Source organism: Streptomyces apocyni, from assembly GCF_009739465.1.
Taxonomy (GTDB): domain Bacteria; phylum Actinomycetota; class Actinomycetes; order Streptomycetales; family Streptomycetaceae; genus Streptomyces; species Streptomyces apocyni.
The window spans coordinates 1-16,080 of record NZ_WHOM01000032.1; the positions used below are offsets into that span (position 1 = coordinate 1).

A 16,080-nucleotide genomic window follows, 5' to 3' on the forward strand; every position below is an offset into this window, starting at 1 on the left:
GTCGCTATTCACCAGCCCGGCGGCGACGAGAACGCCGGCGGTCAGCCAGATGTGACACTGCTCGAAAGGGTGCTCAGTGGACTTCGCAAGCTCTGACGGCGGAGGCCGTTCCACCACATCCGCCAAGATCGTGGTGGCGGGCGGCTTCGGCGTGGGCAAGACCACGTTCGTCGGCGCTGTCTCGGAGATCAATCCGCTGCGCACCGAGGCCGTGATGACGTCAGCCTCGGCGGGTATCGACGACCTCACGCACACCGGGGACAAGACGACGACGACCGTCGCCATGGACTTCGGCCGCATCACGCTGGACCAGGACCTGATCCTGTATCTGTTCGGTACGCCGGGTCAGGACCGTTTCTGGTTCATGTGGGACGACTTGGTACGGGGCGCCATCGGCGCCGTCGTCCTCGTGGACACTCGCCGCCTCGCCGACTGCTTCCCGGCGGTGGACTACTTCGAGAACTCCGGTCTGCCGTTCGTGATCGCCCTGAACGGCTTCGACGGCCACCAGCCGTACAGCCCGGACGAGGTGCGTGAGGCCCTGCAGATCGGCCCGGACACCCCGATCATCACCACCGACGCCCGGCACCGCGCGGACGCCAAGAGCGGCCTGATCACGCTGGTCGAGCACGCCCTGATGGCACGCCTGCGCTAGCAGCCGTGGCGGTGTCGCCGCCACAGGCCACGAAAGGGCCGCTCACCCGCTACGGGTGCGCGGCCCTTCGCCGTTGTCCGGGAGCGCCTGTACGGGCCGTTGACGCCGTCCCCGGTCCGGGTGGCGGGGTTTGGCCGTGGCGTGAAGTGCGGTGCGGGGATACCCGTTTTGGAGTGCCGTCCACCTTCGGGTAATGTTCTTTCTGCGCCGCCCACCGGGCCGAAAGGTCAGGCGGGAAGCGCAAGCCGAACAAAATCTCCTCCGGGGGTTGTGTTTTGGTGGCCTATGGTGTAATTGGCAGCACGACGGTTTCTGGTTCCGTTAGTCTAGGTTCGAGTCCTGGTAGGCCAGCTCGCAGAGCTCATCTGCAACGCCCCCGTTGTGTAGCGGCCTAGCACGCTGCCCTCTCAAGGCAGTAGCGCCGGTTCGAATCCGGTCGGGGGTACAGATCCATCCTGTGGATCACCTGGGTCGCACCCGGTGGTCTGCGGTGACATCCATCCGGCTCCTGTCGGGTGGGGATCGCTAGGGCCCCCGTTGTGTAGCGGCCTAGCACGCCGCCCTCTCAAGGCGGTAGCGCCGGTTCGAATCCGGTCGGGGGTACTTGCTGGTCTAGACCAGTGGGCTATGGTGTAATTGGCAACACGACGGTTTCTGGTTCCGTTGTTCTAGGTTCGAGTCCTGGTAGCCCAGCGCAGTAATAATGCAGGCAGGCCCCCGTTGTGTAGCGGCCTAGCACGCCGCCCTCTCAAGGCGGTAGCGCCGGTTCGAATCCGGTCGGGGGTACGTCATCGAAGAGGCCCTTCCCGTACGGGAAGGGCCTCTTCGACGTTGGGTCAACTTCCGATCGAGCAGGGCACGTAACGGAGCTCGCCGCGGCGTTGAGGCGGCTCCGCCACATGCCCTGAAGGTCAGCCGGTACGGCGCAGGGCCTCGGAGAGCCGTCCCGCCGCGTCGATGATCGCCTGGGCGTGCATCCGGCCCGGATGCCGGGTCAGCCGCTCAATCGGTCCGGAGACCGAGACGGCGGCGACCACGCGGTTCGACGGACCGCGCACCGGCGCCGAGACCGAGGCCACGCCCGGCTCCCGCTCGCCGATCGACTGTGCCCAGCCACGACGCCGTACGCCGGACAGCGCGGTCGCCGTGAAGCGGGCGCCCTGAAGGCCGCGGTGCAGCCGCTCCGGCTCCTCCCAGGCCATCAGGATCTGCGCCGACGAACCGGCCTTCATGGTCAGCGTGGAGCCGACCGGCACCGTGTCCCGCAGTCCGGACAGGCGCTCCGCCGCGGCGACGCAGATGCGCATGTCGCCCTGGCGGCGGTAGAGCTGGGCGCTCTCGCCGGTCACGTCGCGAAGATGGGTCAGTACGGGGCCAGCCGTCGCCAGCAGGCGGTCCTCGCCCGCCGCAGCGGCCAGCTCGGCCAGCCGGGGGCCCAGGATGAACCGGCCCTGCATGTCCCTCGCCACCATCCGGTGGTGTTCCAGTGCCACGGCGAGGCGATGTGCCGTGGGTCGTGCGAGTCCCGTGGCCGCGACCAGCCCCGCGAGGGTGGCCGGACCGGACTCCAGGGCGCCCAAGACAAGGGCTGCCTTGTCGAGAACGCCTACGCCGCTAGAGTTGTCCATGCAACGATATTCGCGTCTCACTCTGTGAAACGCAAGTTCAATTTTCCGGTGAACTTGTCACCCTGTACGGACAGCGCCCGCCAACCAACGGGCAACGGCGTCGCACGCCCGGTACCAGGGCTACGGGCGTCGGGCGTTCACCTCTCTAGTGGGGCCGAGACATCACGTCGGCCGAAGGGAAAGCGATGGGTAGGACACTCGCGGAAAAGGTCTGGGACGACCATGTCGTCCGGCGCGCCGAGGGCGAGCCCGACCTTCTCTTCATCGATCTGCACCTGCTGCACGAGGTGACGAGCCCCCAGGCCTTCGACGGCCTGCGGCAGGCCGGCCGCCCGGTGCGGCGCCTGGATCTGACCATCGCCACCGAGGACCACAACACCCCGACGCTCGACATCGACAAGCCGATCGCGGACCCGGTCTCCCGCGCCCAGCTGGAGACCCTGCGGAAGAACTGCGCGGACTTCGGCGTACGGCTGCACCCGCTCGGCGACGTCGAGCAGGGCGTCGTCCACGTCGTGGGACCGCAGCTCGGCCTGACCCAGCCCGGCACCACGGTGGTCTGCGGCGACTCGCACACGTCCACCCACGGCGCCTTCGGCGCGCTGGCGTTCGGCATCGGCACCTCGCAGGTCGAGCATGTGCTGGCCACCCAGACGCTGCCGCTGGCCCGCCCCAAGACCATGGCCATCACCGTCGAGGGCGAACTGGCCGACGACGTCACCGCCAAGGACCTGATCCTGGCCATCATCGCCAAGATCGGCACCGGCGGCGGCCAGGGCTACATCCTCGAATACCGCGGCTCCGCCATCGAGAAGCTCTCGATGGAGGCCCGGATGACCATCTGCAACATGTCGATCGAGGCCGGTGCCCGCGCGGGCATGATCGCCCCCGACCAGACCACCTTCGACTACATCGAGGGCCGTCCGCACGCCCCGCAGGGCGCCGACTTCGACGCCGCCGTCGCGTACTGGAAGACCCTGAAGTCCGACGACGACGCCGTCTTCGACGCCGAGGTCGTCATCGACGCTACCTCGCTCGCGCCGTTCGTCACCTGGGGCACCAACCCCGGCCAGGGCGCGCCGCTCTCGTCGTCGGTCCCCGACCCGGCTTCGTACGAAGACGCTTCGGAGCGCCTGGCGGCCGAGAAGGCCCTGGAGTACATGGGCCTGGAAGCCGGTCAGCCGCTGCGCGACATCAACGTCGACACCGTCTTCGTCGGCTCCTGCACCAACGGCCGGATCGAGGACCTGCGGGCCGCCGCCGCCATCGTCGGCGGCCGCAAAGTCGCCGACGGTGTACGGATGCTGGTCGTACCGGGATCCGTCCGGGTCGCCCTGCAGGCCGTCGAGGAAGGCCTGGACAAGGTCTTCACCGCCGCGGGGGCCGAATGGCGGCACGCGGGTTGCTCGATGTGTCTGGGCATGAACCCCGACCAGCTGGCACCCGGTGAGCGCTCCGCCTCCACCTCCAACCGCAACTTCGAAGGCAGGCAGGGCAAGGGCGGCCGTACCCACCTGGTCTCGCCGCAGGTCGCCGCGGCCACCGCCGTCCTGGGCCACCTGGCTTCGCCGGCCGACCTGTCCGACACCCCCGTGACCGCCGGAGCCCGATAACCATGGCCATGGAAGCATTCACCACCCACACCGGGCGGGCCGTCCCGCTGCGCCGCTCGAACGTCGACACCGACCAGATCATCCCGGCCCACTGGCTGAAGAAGGTCACCCGCGACGGTTTCGAGGACGGGCTCTTCGAGGCCTGGCGCAAGGACCCGGAGTTCGTGCTCAACCGCCCCGAGTACGAGGGCGCCACAGTCCTGGTGGCCGGTCCTGACTTCGGTACCGGGTCGTCCCGCGAGCACGCGGTCTGGGCGCTGCAGAACTACGGCTTCAAGACCGTCATCTCCTCGCGGTTCGCGGACATCTTCCGGGGCAACTCGCTCAAGAACGGCCTGCTGACGGTGGTTCTGCCGCAGGAGACCGTGGACGAGCTGTGGGCGCTCGTCGAGGCCGACCCCACGGCCGAGATCACCGTCGACCTGCAGGACCGGCAGGTGCGCGCCGAAGGCGTCACCGCCGACTTCGAGCTGGACGAGAACGCCCGCTGGCGGCTGCTGAACGGCCTGGACGACATCAGCATCACGCTGCAGAACGAGGCCGACATCGCGACCTACGAGTCGGGTCGGCCCGCGCACAAGCCGAGCACCGTGCAGGCCTGACCTCACGACCCGCTTGCGCCATCTGAACCACCCGCTCCCTCCGAACCATCCGAACCGCGGTCTGCACGCAGACCGCGGTTCGGCGTTTTCCGGCCCCGCCAGTGGCCCGTGACAACCCTTCCTGGCCTACGATGAGTTGGGCGATTTTCGGCCACCCCGATGAGGGCGTCGTCCCGGGTCGACTTAGCCGCTCCGCAGGGCCCGATCGCCCCATTTGGGCGGCACGCTGAGGCCTCGTGGGGCGACAACTCAACTCAGATGGCACAATCGGTGCATGGAACGCGACAGCCAACTTGAGCTCTACGGCCTAGTCGCTGACCGGCTGAAAGAAGCGCACGCCACCGTGCGCGCACTGCAAGTCCCGGAGGGCGTACGGATGGCGCTGACCCGGAAGCTGCTGGTCGTAACGGCCGCGGCCAAACACGATCTCGCTGATGCGGCAAGGCGACTGGACCGGTTGATGAAGGACATCGACGAGGGTCGTTTTCCCCAAGATCCCTCCGCCGATGGACCCGAGTGACCGTCGAGTTCGTTGCGGCACAAGGGTGATTAGCCCGTTTCGTGTTTGATTTGCGGTATACATCTGCCTAACGTGCGAAAAGCCTGAACAATACGTTCGGGCAATGTCTCCGAAGGGGAAGACGTGAACAAGGCGCAGCTCGTAGAAGCGATTGCCGACAAGCTCGGTGGGCGTCAGCAGGCCGCTGACGCGGTCGACGCCGTACTCGACGCCATCGTCCGCGCGGTCGTCGCCGGAGACCGTGTCTCGGTCACCGGCTTCGGTTCGTTCGAGAAGGTCGACCGGCCGGCTCGGTACGCCCGTAACCCGCAGACCGGCGAGCGCGTCCGGGTCAAGAAGACCTCGGTGCCCCGCTTCCGGGCGGGACAGGGCTTCAAGGACCTGGTGAGCGGCTCGAAGAAGCTCCCGAAGCACGATGTCGCGGTCAAGAAGGCGCCCAAGGGCAGCCTTTCGGGTGGTACCAAGACCACCGCCAAGGCCGCCGCCAAGAAGGCGACGGCGAAGAAGGCCACGGCCAAGAAGGCGGCTCCCGCCAAGAAGGCCACCGCCAAGAAGGCCACCGCCAAGAAGACCACGGCGAAGAAGACCACGGCCAAGACGGCGACGGCGAAGAAGACCACGGCCAAGAAGGCGGCTCCCGCCAAGAAGGCCACCGCCAAGAAGACCGCCCCCGCCAAGAAGGCCACAGCGAAGAAGGCGCCCGCGAAGAAGTCCACGGCGCGCAAGACCACCGCCAAGAAGACCACCGCCAGGAAGAAGTAGGCGAGGCCAAGGCTTACTGGGCTCACCGAGCTCGCTGGGCCTACTGGGCTTAACTGGGCTTACTGGGCTTCTCACGCGCCGGGCCGGGCTCCCCACGGGGAACCCGGCCCGCGTGCGTGAGCAAGCCCGCGCGGGACTTCAGAGGGTCTGGAGCGTCACCAGCGTGATCCGCGGGACGTCGCCCGCCCCCGTCGCGTCCTCGTCGATCTCGATACGGACCCGCTGCCCGACCCGCAGCAACAACAGCCCGCCCGCGTCGAACGCCGCGGCGTCGAACGGCACCGGGGTGCCGTCGTCCAGTAGCACACTGCCGCAGCGGGTCTCGGGATCGTATGTGTACGAGGTCGCCTGCATGCCCCGCAGCCTATCGGGCGGACCGCGCCCTCATCGCTGGTCTCAGGCGGGCCGCAGTGCACGGCTGGCGTGCGACGTGCGGGGCCCCAGACCGAGGCGGCGGGCGGCGTCGAGGTCGGCGCCGGTGTCCACGTCCTGGCGGACCGAGTCCACATCGGGCGTCAAGAGTTCGGTGGCCCCGGACGCCAGATGCCGGGCACGGGAGGCCCCGCCGAAAAGCGGCCGCAATTCCACGCCAGGCGCGGCGGTCAGCAGGGTGGTCCCGATTCCCGCGGCATCGGCCAGAAAAGCCCGCGGAAAAGCCGCGGCGGCGCCGAGCACCTGGCCCAGTTCCGCCGACCGCAACGCCGGCAGATCGGCGTTCAGGGCCGCCACAGCACTCGCTGGCCGTACCGCTCGCGCGCTGCGCGCTCCGTGCGCCAGAGCGGCGTTCAGCCCCCCTGCGGGCTCATCCCGCACGATCCGGGCCCCGAGCGCCCCCAGCTCCGCCGCGGCCCGCGCGTCATCCGTGACGACCACCACATCCCGTACCGCCCAGCAGGCCACCACGGCGGCCACGGTGTCCTGGGCGAAGGCGAGCGCCAGCGAGGGGCGCAGACCGTCGCCCGCCGTGTCAGCGAGCCTGCTCTTGGCCCGCGGCAAGGGCTTCAGGGGTATGACCAGCGTCCACGCGGAGACCACGGGCTGGTCGACATCGATGCGCATCAGGCCCATTCTGGCCTGCCGCGGGGGAGTCCGGGGGAGAGTGGCGGGCGTACGGTGTTCTCTTACGTTCTCGACAGACGGTTGGCCTGGGGCGACACTTGTGCGGCGCACCAGCGCAGTAGGCCCGTAGAGGAAGGTGTCCGAGTGTCCCGCCGCAGAATCGGCTTCTGGTACCGCCTGGCGGCGGTCATCGCAAAACCGCCGCTTGTGGTTCTGTTCAAGCGGGACTGGCATGGAATGGAGCACATTCCGGCCGCTGGCGGATTTATCACCGCGGTCAATCACAACTCGTATCTCGACCCCCTCGCGTACGGGCACTTCCAGTACAACACCGGACGGGTACCGCGTTTCCTGGCGAAGGACAGCCTTTTCAAGGACGGCTTTGTCGGCACAATGATCCGCCGTACCGGCCAGATCCCGGTCTACCGCGAGAGCACCAACGCCCTGGACTCCTTCCGCGCCGCACTCGACGCCATCGAGAGAGGCGAGTGCGTCGCCTTCTACCCCGAGGGCACCCTCACCCGCGACCCCGAGCTCTGGCCGATGGCCGCCAAGACCGGAGTCGCCCGGGTCGCGTTGCGTACCAAGTGCCCGGTGGTGCCGGTGGCCCAGTGGGGCGCGCACCTCGCGATGCCGCCGTACGCCAGGGAGAAGAAGTTCCGGCTCTTCCCGCGTAAGACGTTCCGGGTACGGGCCGGAGCGCCGGTCGACCTCACGCGGTACTACGACCAGGAGCCCACGCCGGAGGTCCTCAAGGAGGTGACGGAGCTCATCATGGCCGCCGTCACCGAACTCCTGGAGGAACTTCGCGGCGAGAAGGCACCGCCGACGCCCTATGACCCGCGCCAGGCGCGCATCGAACAGCGGCTCAAGGCCGTGGACCGCAGCGGGTCCGACCGCAGCCCGTCCGACCTCAGTACGTCAGATCGCAGTAAGTCCTTGGAGGACGAGAAGTGACACGGCCGGTGAAGGCAGCTGTCTTCGGCACAGGTTCCTGGGGTACGGCCTTTGGCATGGTGCTCGCCGACGCGGGCTGCGAGGTGACCCTGTGGGGCCGCCGCGCGGAGCTGATCGACGCCGTCAACTCCACCCGGCGGAACCCCGACTACCTTCCCGGCGTGGAACTGCCGGAGAACATCCGGGCCACCACGGACCCCGCCGACGCCGCCAGAGACGCGGACTTCACCGTGCTCGCGGTGCCCTCCCAGACGCTCCGCGGCAACCTCGCCGCGTGGGCGCCGCTGCTGGCCCCCGACACCGTCCTGGTCTCCCTGATGAAGGGCGTCGAACTGGGCTCCGCGATGCGGATGAGCGAGGTCATCGAGGACGTCACCAAGGCGGCCGCCGAACGCGTCGCCGTCGTCACCGGACCCAACCTGGCCCGCGAGATCGCCGCCAGGCAGCCCGCCGCCGCCGTGGTCGCCTGCCGCGACGAAGCCGTCGCCCAGCGCCTCCAGGCCGCCTGCCACACCCCGTACTTCCGCCCGTACACCAACACCGACGTGGTGGGCTGCGAACTCGGCGGAGCCGTCAAGAACGTCATCGGTCTCGCCGTGGGCATCGCCGACGGTATGGGCCTCGGCGACAACACCAAGGGCTCGCTGATCACCCGGGGCCTGGCCGAGACCACCCGGCTCGGCCTCGCCATGGGCGCCGACCCGCTGACCTTCTCCGGACTCGCGGGCCTCGGCGACCTGGTGGCCACCTGCTCCTCGCCGCTGTCGCGCAACCACACCTTCGGCACCAACCTCGGCAAGGGCATGACGCTCGAGGAGACCATCGCGGTCACCAAGCAGACCGCCGAAGGCGTCAAGTCCTGTGAGTCCGTACTGGAGCTGGGCCGCCGCTACGGCGTCGACATGCCCATCACCGAGACCGTGGTCGGCATCGTGCACGAGGGCAAGCCGCCGGTGGTCGCGCTCAAGGAGCTGATGTCCCGCAGTGCCAAGGCCGAGCGACGCTGACTCTCGTTCTACCAGCAGGTACGCTCAGCCTGATATGAGCAGCGAGACCTCCCCCCAGAGCCCGGTTCCCTCCTCGCCCGGAGGGGAGCCCAGCAAGCCGCGTGTCGCCGTCGTGTTCGGCGGCCGCAGCTCCGAGCACGGCATCTCGGTCGTCACGGCCGGCGCCGTCATGCGGGCCATCGACCGTACGAAGTACGACGTCCTGCCGATCGGCATCACCCGCGACGGCCGCTGGGCGCTGACCACGGACGACCCCGAGCGGATGGCCATCACCGACCGCGCCCTGCCGGACGTGGACCAGCTCGCCGAGTCCGCCGAAGGCGGCGTGGTGCTCCCCGTCGACCCCGGCAACCGCGAAGTGGTGTACGCCGAGCCGGGCTCGGTGCCCAAGGCGCTCGGCGAGGTCGACGTCGTCTTCCCCGTCCTGCACGGCCCGTACGGCGAGGACGGCACCCTCCAGGGCCTGCTGGAGCTGTCCGGGACGCCGTACGTCGGCTCGGGCGTGCTGGCCTCGGCCGTCGGCCAGGACAAGGAGTACATGAAGCGGGTGTTCACCTCCTTCGGGCTGCGGGTCGGCCCGTACGTGGTGATCCGCCCCCGCGAGTGGGCCGAGGACCGTGACATGGCCCGCAAGAAGATCGTCGAGTTCGCCGGTGAGCACGGCTGGCCGCTCTTCGTGAAGCCCGCGCGGGCCGGGTCCTCGATCGGCATCACCAAGGTGGAGTCCTTCGAAGGCCTGGACGAGGCGATCGAGGAGGCCCAGCGGCACGACCCGAAGATCCTGGTCGAGGCGCTGCTGCGGGGACGCGAGATCGAGTGCGGTGTGCTGGAGTTCGAGGACGGGCCGCGGGCCAGCCTGCCGGCCGAGATCCCGCCGGTCTCCGACCACGCCTTCTACGACTTCGAGGCCAAGTACATCGACTCGGCGTCCGGCATCGTGCCCGCGCCGCTCACCGCCGAGCAGACCGCCGACGTACAGCGGCTGGCGGTCGAGGCCTTCGAGGCAGCGGCCTGCGAGGGGCTCGTACGCGCGGACTTCTTCCTCACCGATGACGGCCAGTTCGTGATCAACGAGATCAACACCATGCCGGGCTTCACCCCCATCTCGATGTACCCGCGGATGTGGCAGGAGAGCGGCGTCGGCTACGCGGAACTGGTGGACCGCCTCCTCCAGGCGGCTCTGCGCCGCCCCACCGGGCTGCGCTAGCGCTTGGGCCCGCGCGGGTCAGCCCGCGATTCCCTCCGGCACCGTCTTCTTGATGGGCCCCGCGAGGTCCGTGAGCGGGCCGAGGCCACCGGCCTCGGCCCGCTTCTTGTCGAGCGTGACCTCGATATACGCCTCGCGCAGCGTGCTGGTGAGCCGGAAGCCCCCGCCGCCCTGCCGCTCCAGCAGCCAGCCGACGCCGTTCACCTCGACGCCGTCCGCGCTCTCGTCACTCATCCGGTCAGGGCGGGGGACACCGCAGCGCAGTATGATCGCCGAGCCTCCCCAGGCCGCGGTCAGTTCGGAGCGGGGCGTGGGGTCGGCGCGGTCGAGACCGTCCAGCTGCCGCGGCAGCTCGCCGTGCAGGTCACGGCAGGCCGCGGCGGACCGTGAACCGGGCGAGGGAACGGCGGCCGACGGCGTGTCGTCCGCGGACGAGCAGCCCACGGCGGCGAGCAGCAGGCCGAGGGCGGGCAGCAGGCTGAGCCGGCGACGGAAAATCTTCACCGGCCAAGGGTAGACGGGGGTTACAAGTGCACGACCGGGCAGGTCAGCGTGCGAGTAATACCGTCCACTTGCTGGACTTTCGCGACCACCATACGGCCAAGTTCATCGACCGTGTCGGCTTGAGCGCGCACGATGACGTCGTAGGGACCGGTCACGTCCTCAGCCTGGATCACTCCGGGAATCTGGCCAATGAGCTCGGCAACGGTCGACGCCTTGCCTACCTCGGTCTGAATCAGGATGTACGCCTGTACCACGGAACCTCCAGGGCGGCCACGAGGATCATGTGGGGGAAAGAGACGCCACGGTATCGCGTCGTCGCACGTCGCGGGGAGACCCGCGGGCCCTGTGGCGCGGAGAGTATGGCGTGTGGACAACCGAAGTTGACGAATTCGACCTGTCTGTTGACGGTACCCGTGGCCACAGTGGCCCGCGACCGCAAGCGGACTGGCGCAGAAGGGGTACACCAATGAAGGGCACCGTCGGAGAGCTCGGAGAGTTCGGGCTGATCAGGGAGCTCACCTCCCGGCTCACCACGACTCCGGCGGTACGCCTTGGCCCCGGCGACGACGCCGCGGTCGTGGCCGCGCCCGACCGCAGGGTGGTGGCCAGTACGGACATCCTGCTCGAAGGGCGCCACTTCCGCCGTGACTGGTCCACGGCGTACGACGTGGGCCGAAAAGCGGCCGCGCAGAACCTCGCGGACATCGCCGCGATGGGCGCCGTACCGACCGCGCTGCTGCTTGGCCTGGTGGTCCCGGCCGAGCTGCCGGTCACCTGGGCCACCGAGCTGATGGACGGGCTGCGCGACGAGTGCCAGGTCGCGGGCGCGGCCGTGGTCGGCGGTGATGTCACGCGGGGCGACACCATCACCGTGTCGATCACCGCGCTCGGTGATCTGCGCAACCACGAACCGGTGACCCGGGCGGGCGCCCAGCCGGGCGATGTCGTCGCGTACACGGGCTGGTTGGGCTGGTCGGCCGCCGGATACGCGGTGCTCTCGCGCGGCTTCCGCTCGCCGCGGGCCTTCGTGGAGGCGCACCGCAGGCCGGAGCCGCCGTATCACGCGGGACCCGCCGCGGCCGGGCTCGGCGCCAGCGCGATGGCCGACGTGAGTGACGGACTGATCGCCGACCTCGGGCATATCGCCGAGGCGAGCAAGGTCCGGATCGATGTGAAGTCCGGCAGCATCGACGTCCCCTCGCAGATGAACGACATCGCGCAGGCCGTCGGCATCGACCCGATGCAGTGGGTGCTCACCGGGGGAGAGGACCACGCGATCGTCGCGACGTTCCCGCCGGACGTGAAGCTGCCCGCCCGCTGGAAGGTGATCGGCGAGGTACTCCATCCCTCGGCGCTGCCCCAGGTGACCGTCGACGGGGCGCCGTGGACCAGCAAGGGCGGCTGGGACCACTTCGGCGAGATCGAGGACTGAGATGACCCGCGACGCGACTGATGCGACCGGTGCTCCGCCTCTGGTGCTGACCGTCGCCGGGTCCGACTCCGGTGGCGGCGCGGGCATTCAGGCCGATCTGAAGACGATGCTGGCGCTCGGCACGCACGGCATGAGCGTGCTCACCGCCGTCACCGCGCAGAACTCCCTTGGTGTGCAGGGCGCGTGGGAGCTGCCGGTCGAGGCGGTGCGGGCGCAGTACCGCAGCGTCGTGGACGACATCGGGGTGCACGCCGTCAAGACCGGGATGCTGTCCTCGGCCGAACTGGTCGAGACGGTCGCGGAGTTGCTCGCTGGCACGGACGCGCCGACGGTGGTCGACCCGGTGGGCGTCTCGAAGCACGGTGACCCGCTGCTGGCCGCGTCCGCCCTCGACTCCGTACGCAGCGCCCTGCTGCCCGCCGCGACCGTGGCGACGCCGAACCTCGACGAGGTCGCCCAGCTCACTGGCGTACGGGTCGCCTCCGAGGACGACCTGCGGCGGGCGGCCGACGCGGTGCTCGGGTACGGGCCGCGCTGGGCGCTGATCAAGGGCGGCCATCTCGCGGGGGACGCGGTGGACCTGCTCACCGACGGCTCCGAAGAACACTGGCTGCGCGCGCCCCGCCACGACAACCGCCACACGCATGGCACGGGCTGCACCCTGGCCAGCGCGATCGCCGCGGGCCTCGCCAAGGGGCTGACGGTCCCGGAGGCGGCGAAGGCCGCCAAGGAGTACGTCACCGGGGCGATCGCCGCCGGGTTCGCGCTCGGCGCGGGCATCGGCCCGGTGGACCACGGCTGGCGGTTCAGGGGCGCGTAGGGCGGCCAGCGCCGCCTGTGTGCGAGGGGGCGCGGCGTGGGGTTGTCCGGTACACACGGAGTGCGCGCTCGGCGGCGCGGTTCGGTGGGCGGTCCGCGCGTGCCCTCCGCCGCGTTCTCGCCCGTCGGTTTCGCGCCCGCGGCCCGGCGGGACCACGCCCGCCTCGCCGCGCTAGGCGTCGCGCCTGCGGCCTGAGGGCGCGCCCGGTCCGCGCCCGACCCCGTCAGCCGGGCTCGCGCTCAGCGCCGTATGCGCGTGTTTGCCCGCGTGACGCACACATGCCCGCCGGGAGAGTTCCCCGGCGGGCATGTGCGGTCAGGCGTCAGTCAGTCAGGCGGGTGCCGTGTCGGAGGCGGTGTCGGCGGCCGCCCCCTCCACCGCGGAATCGGCGGCCTTGGCCGCCTCCGCGCGCTCGTCCGCGGCGGCGCGAATGGCGCGCCAGGCGGACTCCGCGGCCTGCTGCTCCGCTTCCTTCTTGCTGCGGCCGGTGCCGGTGCCGTACGAGACGCCCCCGACGCGGGCAGCAGCGGTGAAGGTCTTCTCGTGGTCCGGGCCCGTCTCCGTGACCAGGTACTCGGGAACCCCGAGCCCCTCGGTCGCGGTGAGCTCCTGGAGACTGGTCTTCCAGTCCAGGCCCGCGCCCAGACTCGACGACTTCTCGATCAGCGGGTCGAACAGGCGATGCACCAGTTCGGAGGCCACGTCGAGACCCTGGTCGAGGTAGACAGCGCCGATCACCGCTTCAAGGGTGTCGGCGAGGATGGACGCCTTGTCCCTGCCGCCCGTGCCCTCTTCGCCCCGGCCAAGCCGGATGAAGGCACCGAGGTCCAGGCCGCGGCCCACCTCCGCCAGCGCACGCGAGTTGACCACCGCGGCCCGCAACTTGGCCAGCTGGCCTTCGGGCAGGTCGGGGTGGGTGCGGTACAGCGTGTCCGTGACCACCAGGCCGAGCACTGAATCCCCGAGGAATTCGAGCCGCTCGTTGGTGGGCAGACCGCCGTTCTCGTATGCGTACGAACGATGGGTCAGCGCACGCACCAGAAGGGCGGACTCGAGGTGGTACCCGAGCCGCCCTTCCAGAAGCGTGTGGGACGAGGCCGTGTTGTCCGCCTGCTTTTTAGCGTTCGACGGTTCAGACATCGTGCCTCTCACCAGCCGCTCAGACCTCGAGGACCTGGCGCTTGTTGTACGTGCCACAAGCGGGGCACGCGATGTGCTGCAGCTTGGGCTCCTGGCACCGCTCACACGAAACCAGGGTGGGGACCGCAGCCTTCCACTGCGACCGGCGGTGGCGCGTGTTGCTGCGCGACATCTTCCGCTTCGGAACAGCCACGGCTACTTCTCCTGCTCTTCGTCGACGCCCGCTTCGGCGCCGCTCTTCTTGTCTTTCTCGCCGTCCTGGAGCGAACCGGCGAGTCCCTGCAGTGCCGCCCAACGAATGTCGACGGCGTCATGGTGGTGGTCCGGGTCGTCCGCGAGCCGCACTCCACACTGGGAGCACAGACCCGGGCAGTCGTCCTGGCACACCGGCTGCATCGGCAGTGCGAGCACCACCGCATCACGCAGCACGGGCTCGAGGTCGAACATGCCGTCCTCGAGGGGGGTCATGTCCTCGTCCTCGGCGTCGTCGGCCGGCTCCGCCTGCTTGCTGCGGCCCCGGTCATCGGCGTCAGGGTACGAGAACATTTCCTGGAAGTCCGCGACGAGCTCTCGCTCGAGCGGCTCCAGACACCTTACGCACTCCCCCTCGACCCGTGCACGGGCGGTGCCTGTGACAAGCACCCCTTCCATGACCGACTCAAGCCGCAGCTCAAGCTCCACCGGTTCGCCTTCCGGCGTCCCGATGACCCCCTGGAGACCGAAGTCCTTGGGGGCCCGGACGGTGCGGGTCAGCCGCTGGAGCGCACCAGGACGCCGACCCAACTCGTGTGTGTCGAACACGAGAGGGTTGCGGTGGTCGAGGCGCGTACTCAGGGCGTTTCCTGCTTTCGGATCATGTAAGTCGAGAAGAGGCCGACCTCGTGAGCGCTTGGATGAGTTCTCACGATGAGTGGGCAGCCGTGATCGCGGGCGTATGCGCGACCGAAGAGCCAGGATACTGGACCTTTCGCCGTCGGCCCAATCCGGTGCCTCGGCGCAGGCGGCGGGGACCGGTCAGGGGTTCTGCCGACGGTCCTGTTCGTACTGGCGTAGCTGGTCCATGCTGATCATGCTGGTGTCGAAGAGGCTCGTCTCGTCGAGCGCCGACGGTTCCGGTGTGGCCGCGGCTGCTGCTGGGGCGTAGCCCTGCTGTGGGTATCCGTACGGGTCCCGCTGGCCGCCGTACTGCTCCTGCTGCGCATAGCCGTACTGCTCCTGCTGGTGACCGTACGGCTGGTGCTGGCTCTGGTGCTGGCTCTGCTGCTGGTAGGCGTACGGGTCGTGCTGGGGGTGCTCGGGGTGCTGGGGGTATCCGTACTGCTCCTGCTGCGGTGCGTACGGCGGCGGCTGGGTCGGTGCCGTGGGCGGCTCGGCGAGTTCGGCGAGGTAGTCGGCGTCGCTGGTGTGCTCGCCTGTCAGCGCGTCGGTGGGCTGCTCGCCCAGGCCGTCGCTGGCCATCCGGCCGTGCAGGGTCTGGCGGCCACGGCCGACCGCGTCCAGGGTCTTGGCCAGCACCGCCTCGAAGGCGCCCAGCTTGACGTCGACGTACTCATCGGCCCGTCGGCGTAGCGTCTCGGGGTCGTGGCTGCGCTCGGGGGCCTCGGTGAAGTCCGGGTCCTCGTAGCCCTGCTCGGTCAGGCCCGCGCCGGTGCCCAGGAGCTTCTCGCGGCCGCGGCCGACCGAGCCGAGGGTCTTGTTGAGGACGACCTCGAAGTTGGCCAGCTTGGAGTCGACGTAGTCGTCGGCTTCGGCGCGGATCTCGTCGGCCTCCTGGCGGGCCTGGGCGAGGATGCGCTCGCTCTCCTCCTGGGACTGCCGGGCGACCGCCGTGTCGGAGATCAGCGAGCCACGCTCGGCGCGGGCCGCCTCGATGATCCGGCCCGCCTCCTGGCGGGCCCGCTCCACGACCTGCTCCCGGTCACCGATGACTTCCCTGGCCTGGGCGAGGGAGCCGGGCAGCGCCTCCCGTACCTCTTCGAGCATCGACAGCAGCTCGGCGCGGTTGATCACGCATGAGGCCGACATCGGCATGGACTTGGCGCCCTTGACCGCCCCGACGATGTCGTCGAGCTTCTTCTGCACGTCCACGGGGTGCTCGCCACTCTCTGCCTGGGTGCCTGCTTGGAGCCTGACAAGTCGACCTTAGCTCCAGCGCCTGCCGCGCAGGCCCGGGT

The 16,080-nt window shown here is 69.5% G+C and carries 19 protein-coding genes, 5 tRNA genes and 1 pseudogene; 16 read left to right on the top strand and 9 right to left on the bottom strand.

The features are described 5' to 3' along the window. The 7 genes and pseudogenes from GCN81_RS00130 to GCN81_RS00160 form a co-directional block, all read left to right on the top strand. Positions 1-96 (top strand): annotated as a pseudogene (locus GCN81_RS00130) (DUF742 domain-containing protein); the annotation flags it as partial. Next, the gene (locus GCN81_RS00135; RefSeq protein ID WP_156721318.1) at positions 77-655 is read left to right on the top strand and encodes a GTP-binding protein; all 579 of its coding nucleotides are present in this window, start codon (positions 77-79) and stop codon (positions 653-655) included. The pseudogene GCN81_RS00130 and the gene GCN81_RS00135, both read left to right, overlap by 20 nt. Before the next feature lie 279 nt (positions 656-934). Beyond that, positions 935-1,006 (top strand) — tRNA-Gln (locus GCN81_RS00140). Positions 1,007-1,027: 21 nt separating this feature from the next. Continuing rightward, positions 1,028-1,100 (top strand) — tRNA-Glu (locus GCN81_RS00145). A gap of 85 nt (positions 1,101-1,185) precedes the next feature. Further along, positions 1,186-1,258, top strand: a tRNA-Glu gene (locus tag GCN81_RS00150). Between the two features lie 18 nt (positions 1,259-1,276). After that, positions 1,277-1,348 (top strand) — tRNA-Gln (locus GCN81_RS00155). A gap of 20 nt (positions 1,349-1,368) precedes the next feature. Continuing rightward, a tRNA-Glu gene (locus tag GCN81_RS00160) sits at positions 1,369-1,441 on the top strand. Between the two features lie 125 nt (positions 1,442-1,566). Here GCN81_RS00160 and ndgR read toward each other — a convergent pair. Then, complete coding sequence (gene ndgR / locus GCN81_RS00165) at positions 1,567-2,283, bottom strand: IclR family transcriptional regulator NdgR (RefSeq protein WP_156721319.1); 717 nt, start codon at positions 2,281-2,283, stop codon at positions 1,567-1,569. 185 nt (positions 2,284-2,468) lie between these two features. Between ndgR and leuC the strand changes: the two genes are divergently transcribed. The 4 genes from leuC (at position 2,469) to GCN81_RS00185 (ending at position 5,780) form a co-directional block, all read left to right on the top strand. Further along, positions 2,469-3,896 (top strand): 3-isopropylmalate dehydratase large subunit, encoded by a 1,428-nt coding sequence (gene leuC / locus GCN81_RS00170; protein ID WP_156721320.1) that lies wholly within the window; start codon positions 2,469-2,471, stop codon positions 3,894-3,896. A gap of 8 nt (positions 3,897-3,904) precedes the next feature. Further along, positions 3,905-4,498, top strand: a complete 594-nt coding sequence (gene leuD / locus GCN81_RS00175; RefSeq protein WP_156721390.1) for a 3-isopropylmalate dehydratase small subunit — start codon at positions 3,905-3,907, stop codon at positions 4,496-4,498. A 274-nt stretch (positions 4,499-4,772) separates the two neighbouring features. After that, on the top strand, positions 4,773-5,018 hold the full coding sequence (locus tag GCN81_RS00180) for an SCO5555 family protein (protein WP_156721321.1): 246 nt from the start codon (positions 4,773-4,775) through the stop codon (positions 5,016-5,018). Between the two features lie 123 nt (positions 5,019-5,141). Then, on the top strand, positions 5,142-5,780 hold the full coding sequence (locus GCN81_RS00185) for an HU family DNA-binding protein (RefSeq protein WP_156721322.1): 639 nt from the start codon (positions 5,142-5,144) through the stop codon (positions 5,778-5,780). 138 nt (positions 5,781-5,918) lie between these two features. On the opposite strand, the gene GCN81_RS00190 is transcribed toward GCN81_RS00185, so the two are convergent. Next, positions 5,919-6,134, bottom strand: a complete 216-nt coding sequence (locus tag GCN81_RS00190; RefSeq protein WP_156721323.1) for a hypothetical protein — start codon at positions 6,132-6,134, stop codon at positions 5,919-5,921. Positions 6,135-6,176: 42 nt separating this feature from the next. Next, positions 6,177-6,839 carry a 2-phospho-L-lactate guanylyltransferase gene (cofC, locus tag GCN81_RS00195; protein ID WP_156721324.1) on the bottom strand — a complete coding sequence of 221 codons (663 nt, stop codon included), beginning with the start codon at positions 6,837-6,839 and terminating at the stop codon, positions 6,177-6,179. Positions 6,840-6,983: 144 nt separating this feature from the next. Here cofC and GCN81_RS00200 point away from each other — a divergent pair, with 144 nt between their 5' ends. From GCN81_RS00200 to GCN81_RS00210, 3 genes are read left to right on the top strand one after another with little or no spacing between them, the layout of a single operon-like run. Beyond that, positions 6,984-7,796, top strand: coding sequence for a lysophospholipid acyltransferase family protein (locus GCN81_RS00200; protein ID WP_156721325.1), 813 nt, complete (start codon positions 6,984-6,986; stop codon positions 7,794-7,796). Then, positions 7,793-8,803 (top strand): NAD(P)H-dependent glycerol-3-phosphate dehydrogenase, encoded by a 1,011-nt coding sequence (locus GCN81_RS00205; protein WP_156721326.1) that lies wholly within the window; start codon positions 7,793-7,795, stop codon positions 8,801-8,803. Before GCN81_RS00200 ends, GCN81_RS00205 begins: the two co-directional genes overlap by 4 nt. A gap of 34 nt (positions 8,804-8,837) precedes the next feature. Then, a complete protein-coding gene (locus GCN81_RS00210) occupies positions 8,838-10,010 on the top strand; it encodes a D-alanine--D-alanine ligase family protein (RefSeq protein WP_156721327.1) in 1,173 nt (390 codons plus the stop codon). Positions 10,011-10,028: 18 nt separating this feature from the next. On the opposite strand, the gene GCN81_RS00215 is transcribed toward GCN81_RS00210, so the two are convergent. Both GCN81_RS00215 and GCN81_RS00220 read right to left on the bottom strand, forming a co-directional pair. Next, entirely contained in the window at positions 10,029-10,514 is a 486-nt protein-coding gene (locus GCN81_RS00215; protein ID WP_156721328.1) for a DUF3515 domain-containing protein, read from the bottom strand. Positions 10,515-10,534: 20 nt separating this feature from the next. Then, positions 10,535-10,768, bottom strand: a complete 234-nt coding sequence (locus GCN81_RS00220; RefSeq protein ID WP_156721329.1) for an Lrp/AsnC family transcriptional regulator — start codon at positions 10,766-10,768, stop codon at positions 10,535-10,537. 212 nt (positions 10,769-10,980) lie between these two features. On the opposite strand from GCN81_RS00220, the gene GCN81_RS00225 reads away from it, so the two are divergent. Beyond that, positions 10,981-11,946, top strand: coding sequence for a thiamine-phosphate kinase (locus GCN81_RS00225; protein ID WP_156721330.1), 966 nt, complete (start codon positions 10,981-10,983; stop codon positions 11,944-11,946). Between the two features lies 1 nt (position 11,947). Next, on the top strand, positions 11,948-12,766 hold the full coding sequence (thiD, locus tag GCN81_RS00230) for a bifunctional hydroxymethylpyrimidine kinase/phosphomethylpyrimidine kinase (protein ID WP_156721331.1): 819 nt from the start codon (positions 11,948-11,950) through the stop codon (positions 12,764-12,766). Between the two features lie 330 nt (positions 12,767-13,096). Here the strand turns inward: thiD and rnc are convergent, their stop codons facing one another. From rnc to GCN81_RS00250, 4 genes are all read right to left on the bottom strand, one after another. Beyond that, the gene (gene rnc, locus GCN81_RS00235; protein ID WP_156721332.1) at positions 13,097-13,906 is read right to left on the bottom strand and encodes a ribonuclease III; all 810 of its coding nucleotides are present in this window, start codon (positions 13,904-13,906) and stop codon (positions 13,097-13,099) included. 19 nt (positions 13,907-13,925) lie between these two features. Continuing rightward, positions 13,926-14,099: a 50S ribosomal protein L32 gene (gene rpmF / locus GCN81_RS00240; protein WP_030361955.1), complete on the bottom strand. Its 174-nt coding sequence runs from the start codon at positions 14,097-14,099 to the stop codon at positions 13,926-13,928. 2 nt (positions 14,100-14,101) lie between these two features. Continuing rightward, positions 14,102-14,740 carry a YceD family protein gene (locus GCN81_RS00245; RefSeq protein ID WP_156721333.1) on the bottom strand — a complete coding sequence of 213 codons (639 nt, stop codon included), beginning with the start codon at positions 14,738-14,740 and terminating at the stop codon, positions 14,102-14,104. Positions 14,741-14,920: 180 nt separating this feature from the next. Beyond that, the gene (locus tag GCN81_RS00250; RefSeq protein ID WP_156721334.1) at positions 14,921-15,994 is read right to left on the bottom strand and encodes a cell division initiation protein; all 1,074 of its coding nucleotides are present in this window, start codon (positions 15,992-15,994) and stop codon (positions 14,921-14,923) included. Positions 15,995-16,080 lie beyond the last annotated feature (86 nt).

What these genes read in the sequence shown, in the direction of transcription:
- GCN81_RS00180 (WP_156721321.1), top strand. Translation starts at nt 4,773, where the DNA reads ATGGAACGCGACAGCCAACTTGAGCTCTACGGCCTAGTCGCTGACCGG.
- thiD (WP_156721331.1), top strand. Translation starts at nt 11,948, where the DNA reads ATGACCCGCGACGCGACTGATGCGACCGGTGCTCCGCCTCTGGTGCTG.
- leuC (WP_156721320.1), top strand. Translation starts at nt 2,469, where the DNA reads ATGGGTAGGACACTCGCGGAAAAGGTCTGGGACGACCATGTCGTCCGG.
- GCN81_RS00210 (WP_156721327.1), top strand. Translation starts at nt 8,838, where the DNA reads ATGAGCAGCGAGACCTCCCCCCAGAGCCCGGTTCCCTCCTCGCCCGGA.
- GCN81_RS00190 (WP_156721323.1), bottom strand. Translation starts at nt 6,134, where the DNA reads ATGCAGGCGACCTCGTACACATACGATCCCGAGACCCGCTGCGGCAGT.
- rnc (WP_156721332.1), bottom strand. Translation starts at nt 13,906, where the DNA reads ATGTCTGAACCGTCGAACGCTAAAAAGCAGGCGGACAACACGGCCTCG.
- leuD (WP_156721390.1), top strand. Translation starts at nt 3,905, where the DNA reads ATGGAAGCATTCACCACCCACACCGGGCGGGCCGTCCCGCTGCGCCGC.
- GCN81_RS00225 (WP_156721330.1), top strand. Translation starts at nt 10,981, where the DNA reads ATGAAGGGCACCGTCGGAGAGCTCGGAGAGTTCGGGCTGATCAGGGAG.
- ndgR (WP_156721319.1), bottom strand. Translation starts at nt 2,283, where the DNA reads ATGGACAACTCTAGCGGCGTAGGCGTTCTCGACAAGGCAGCCCTTGTC.
- cofC (WP_156721324.1), bottom strand. Translation starts at nt 6,839, where the DNA reads ATGCGCATCGATGTCGACCAGCCCGTGGTCTCCGCGTGGACGCTGGTC.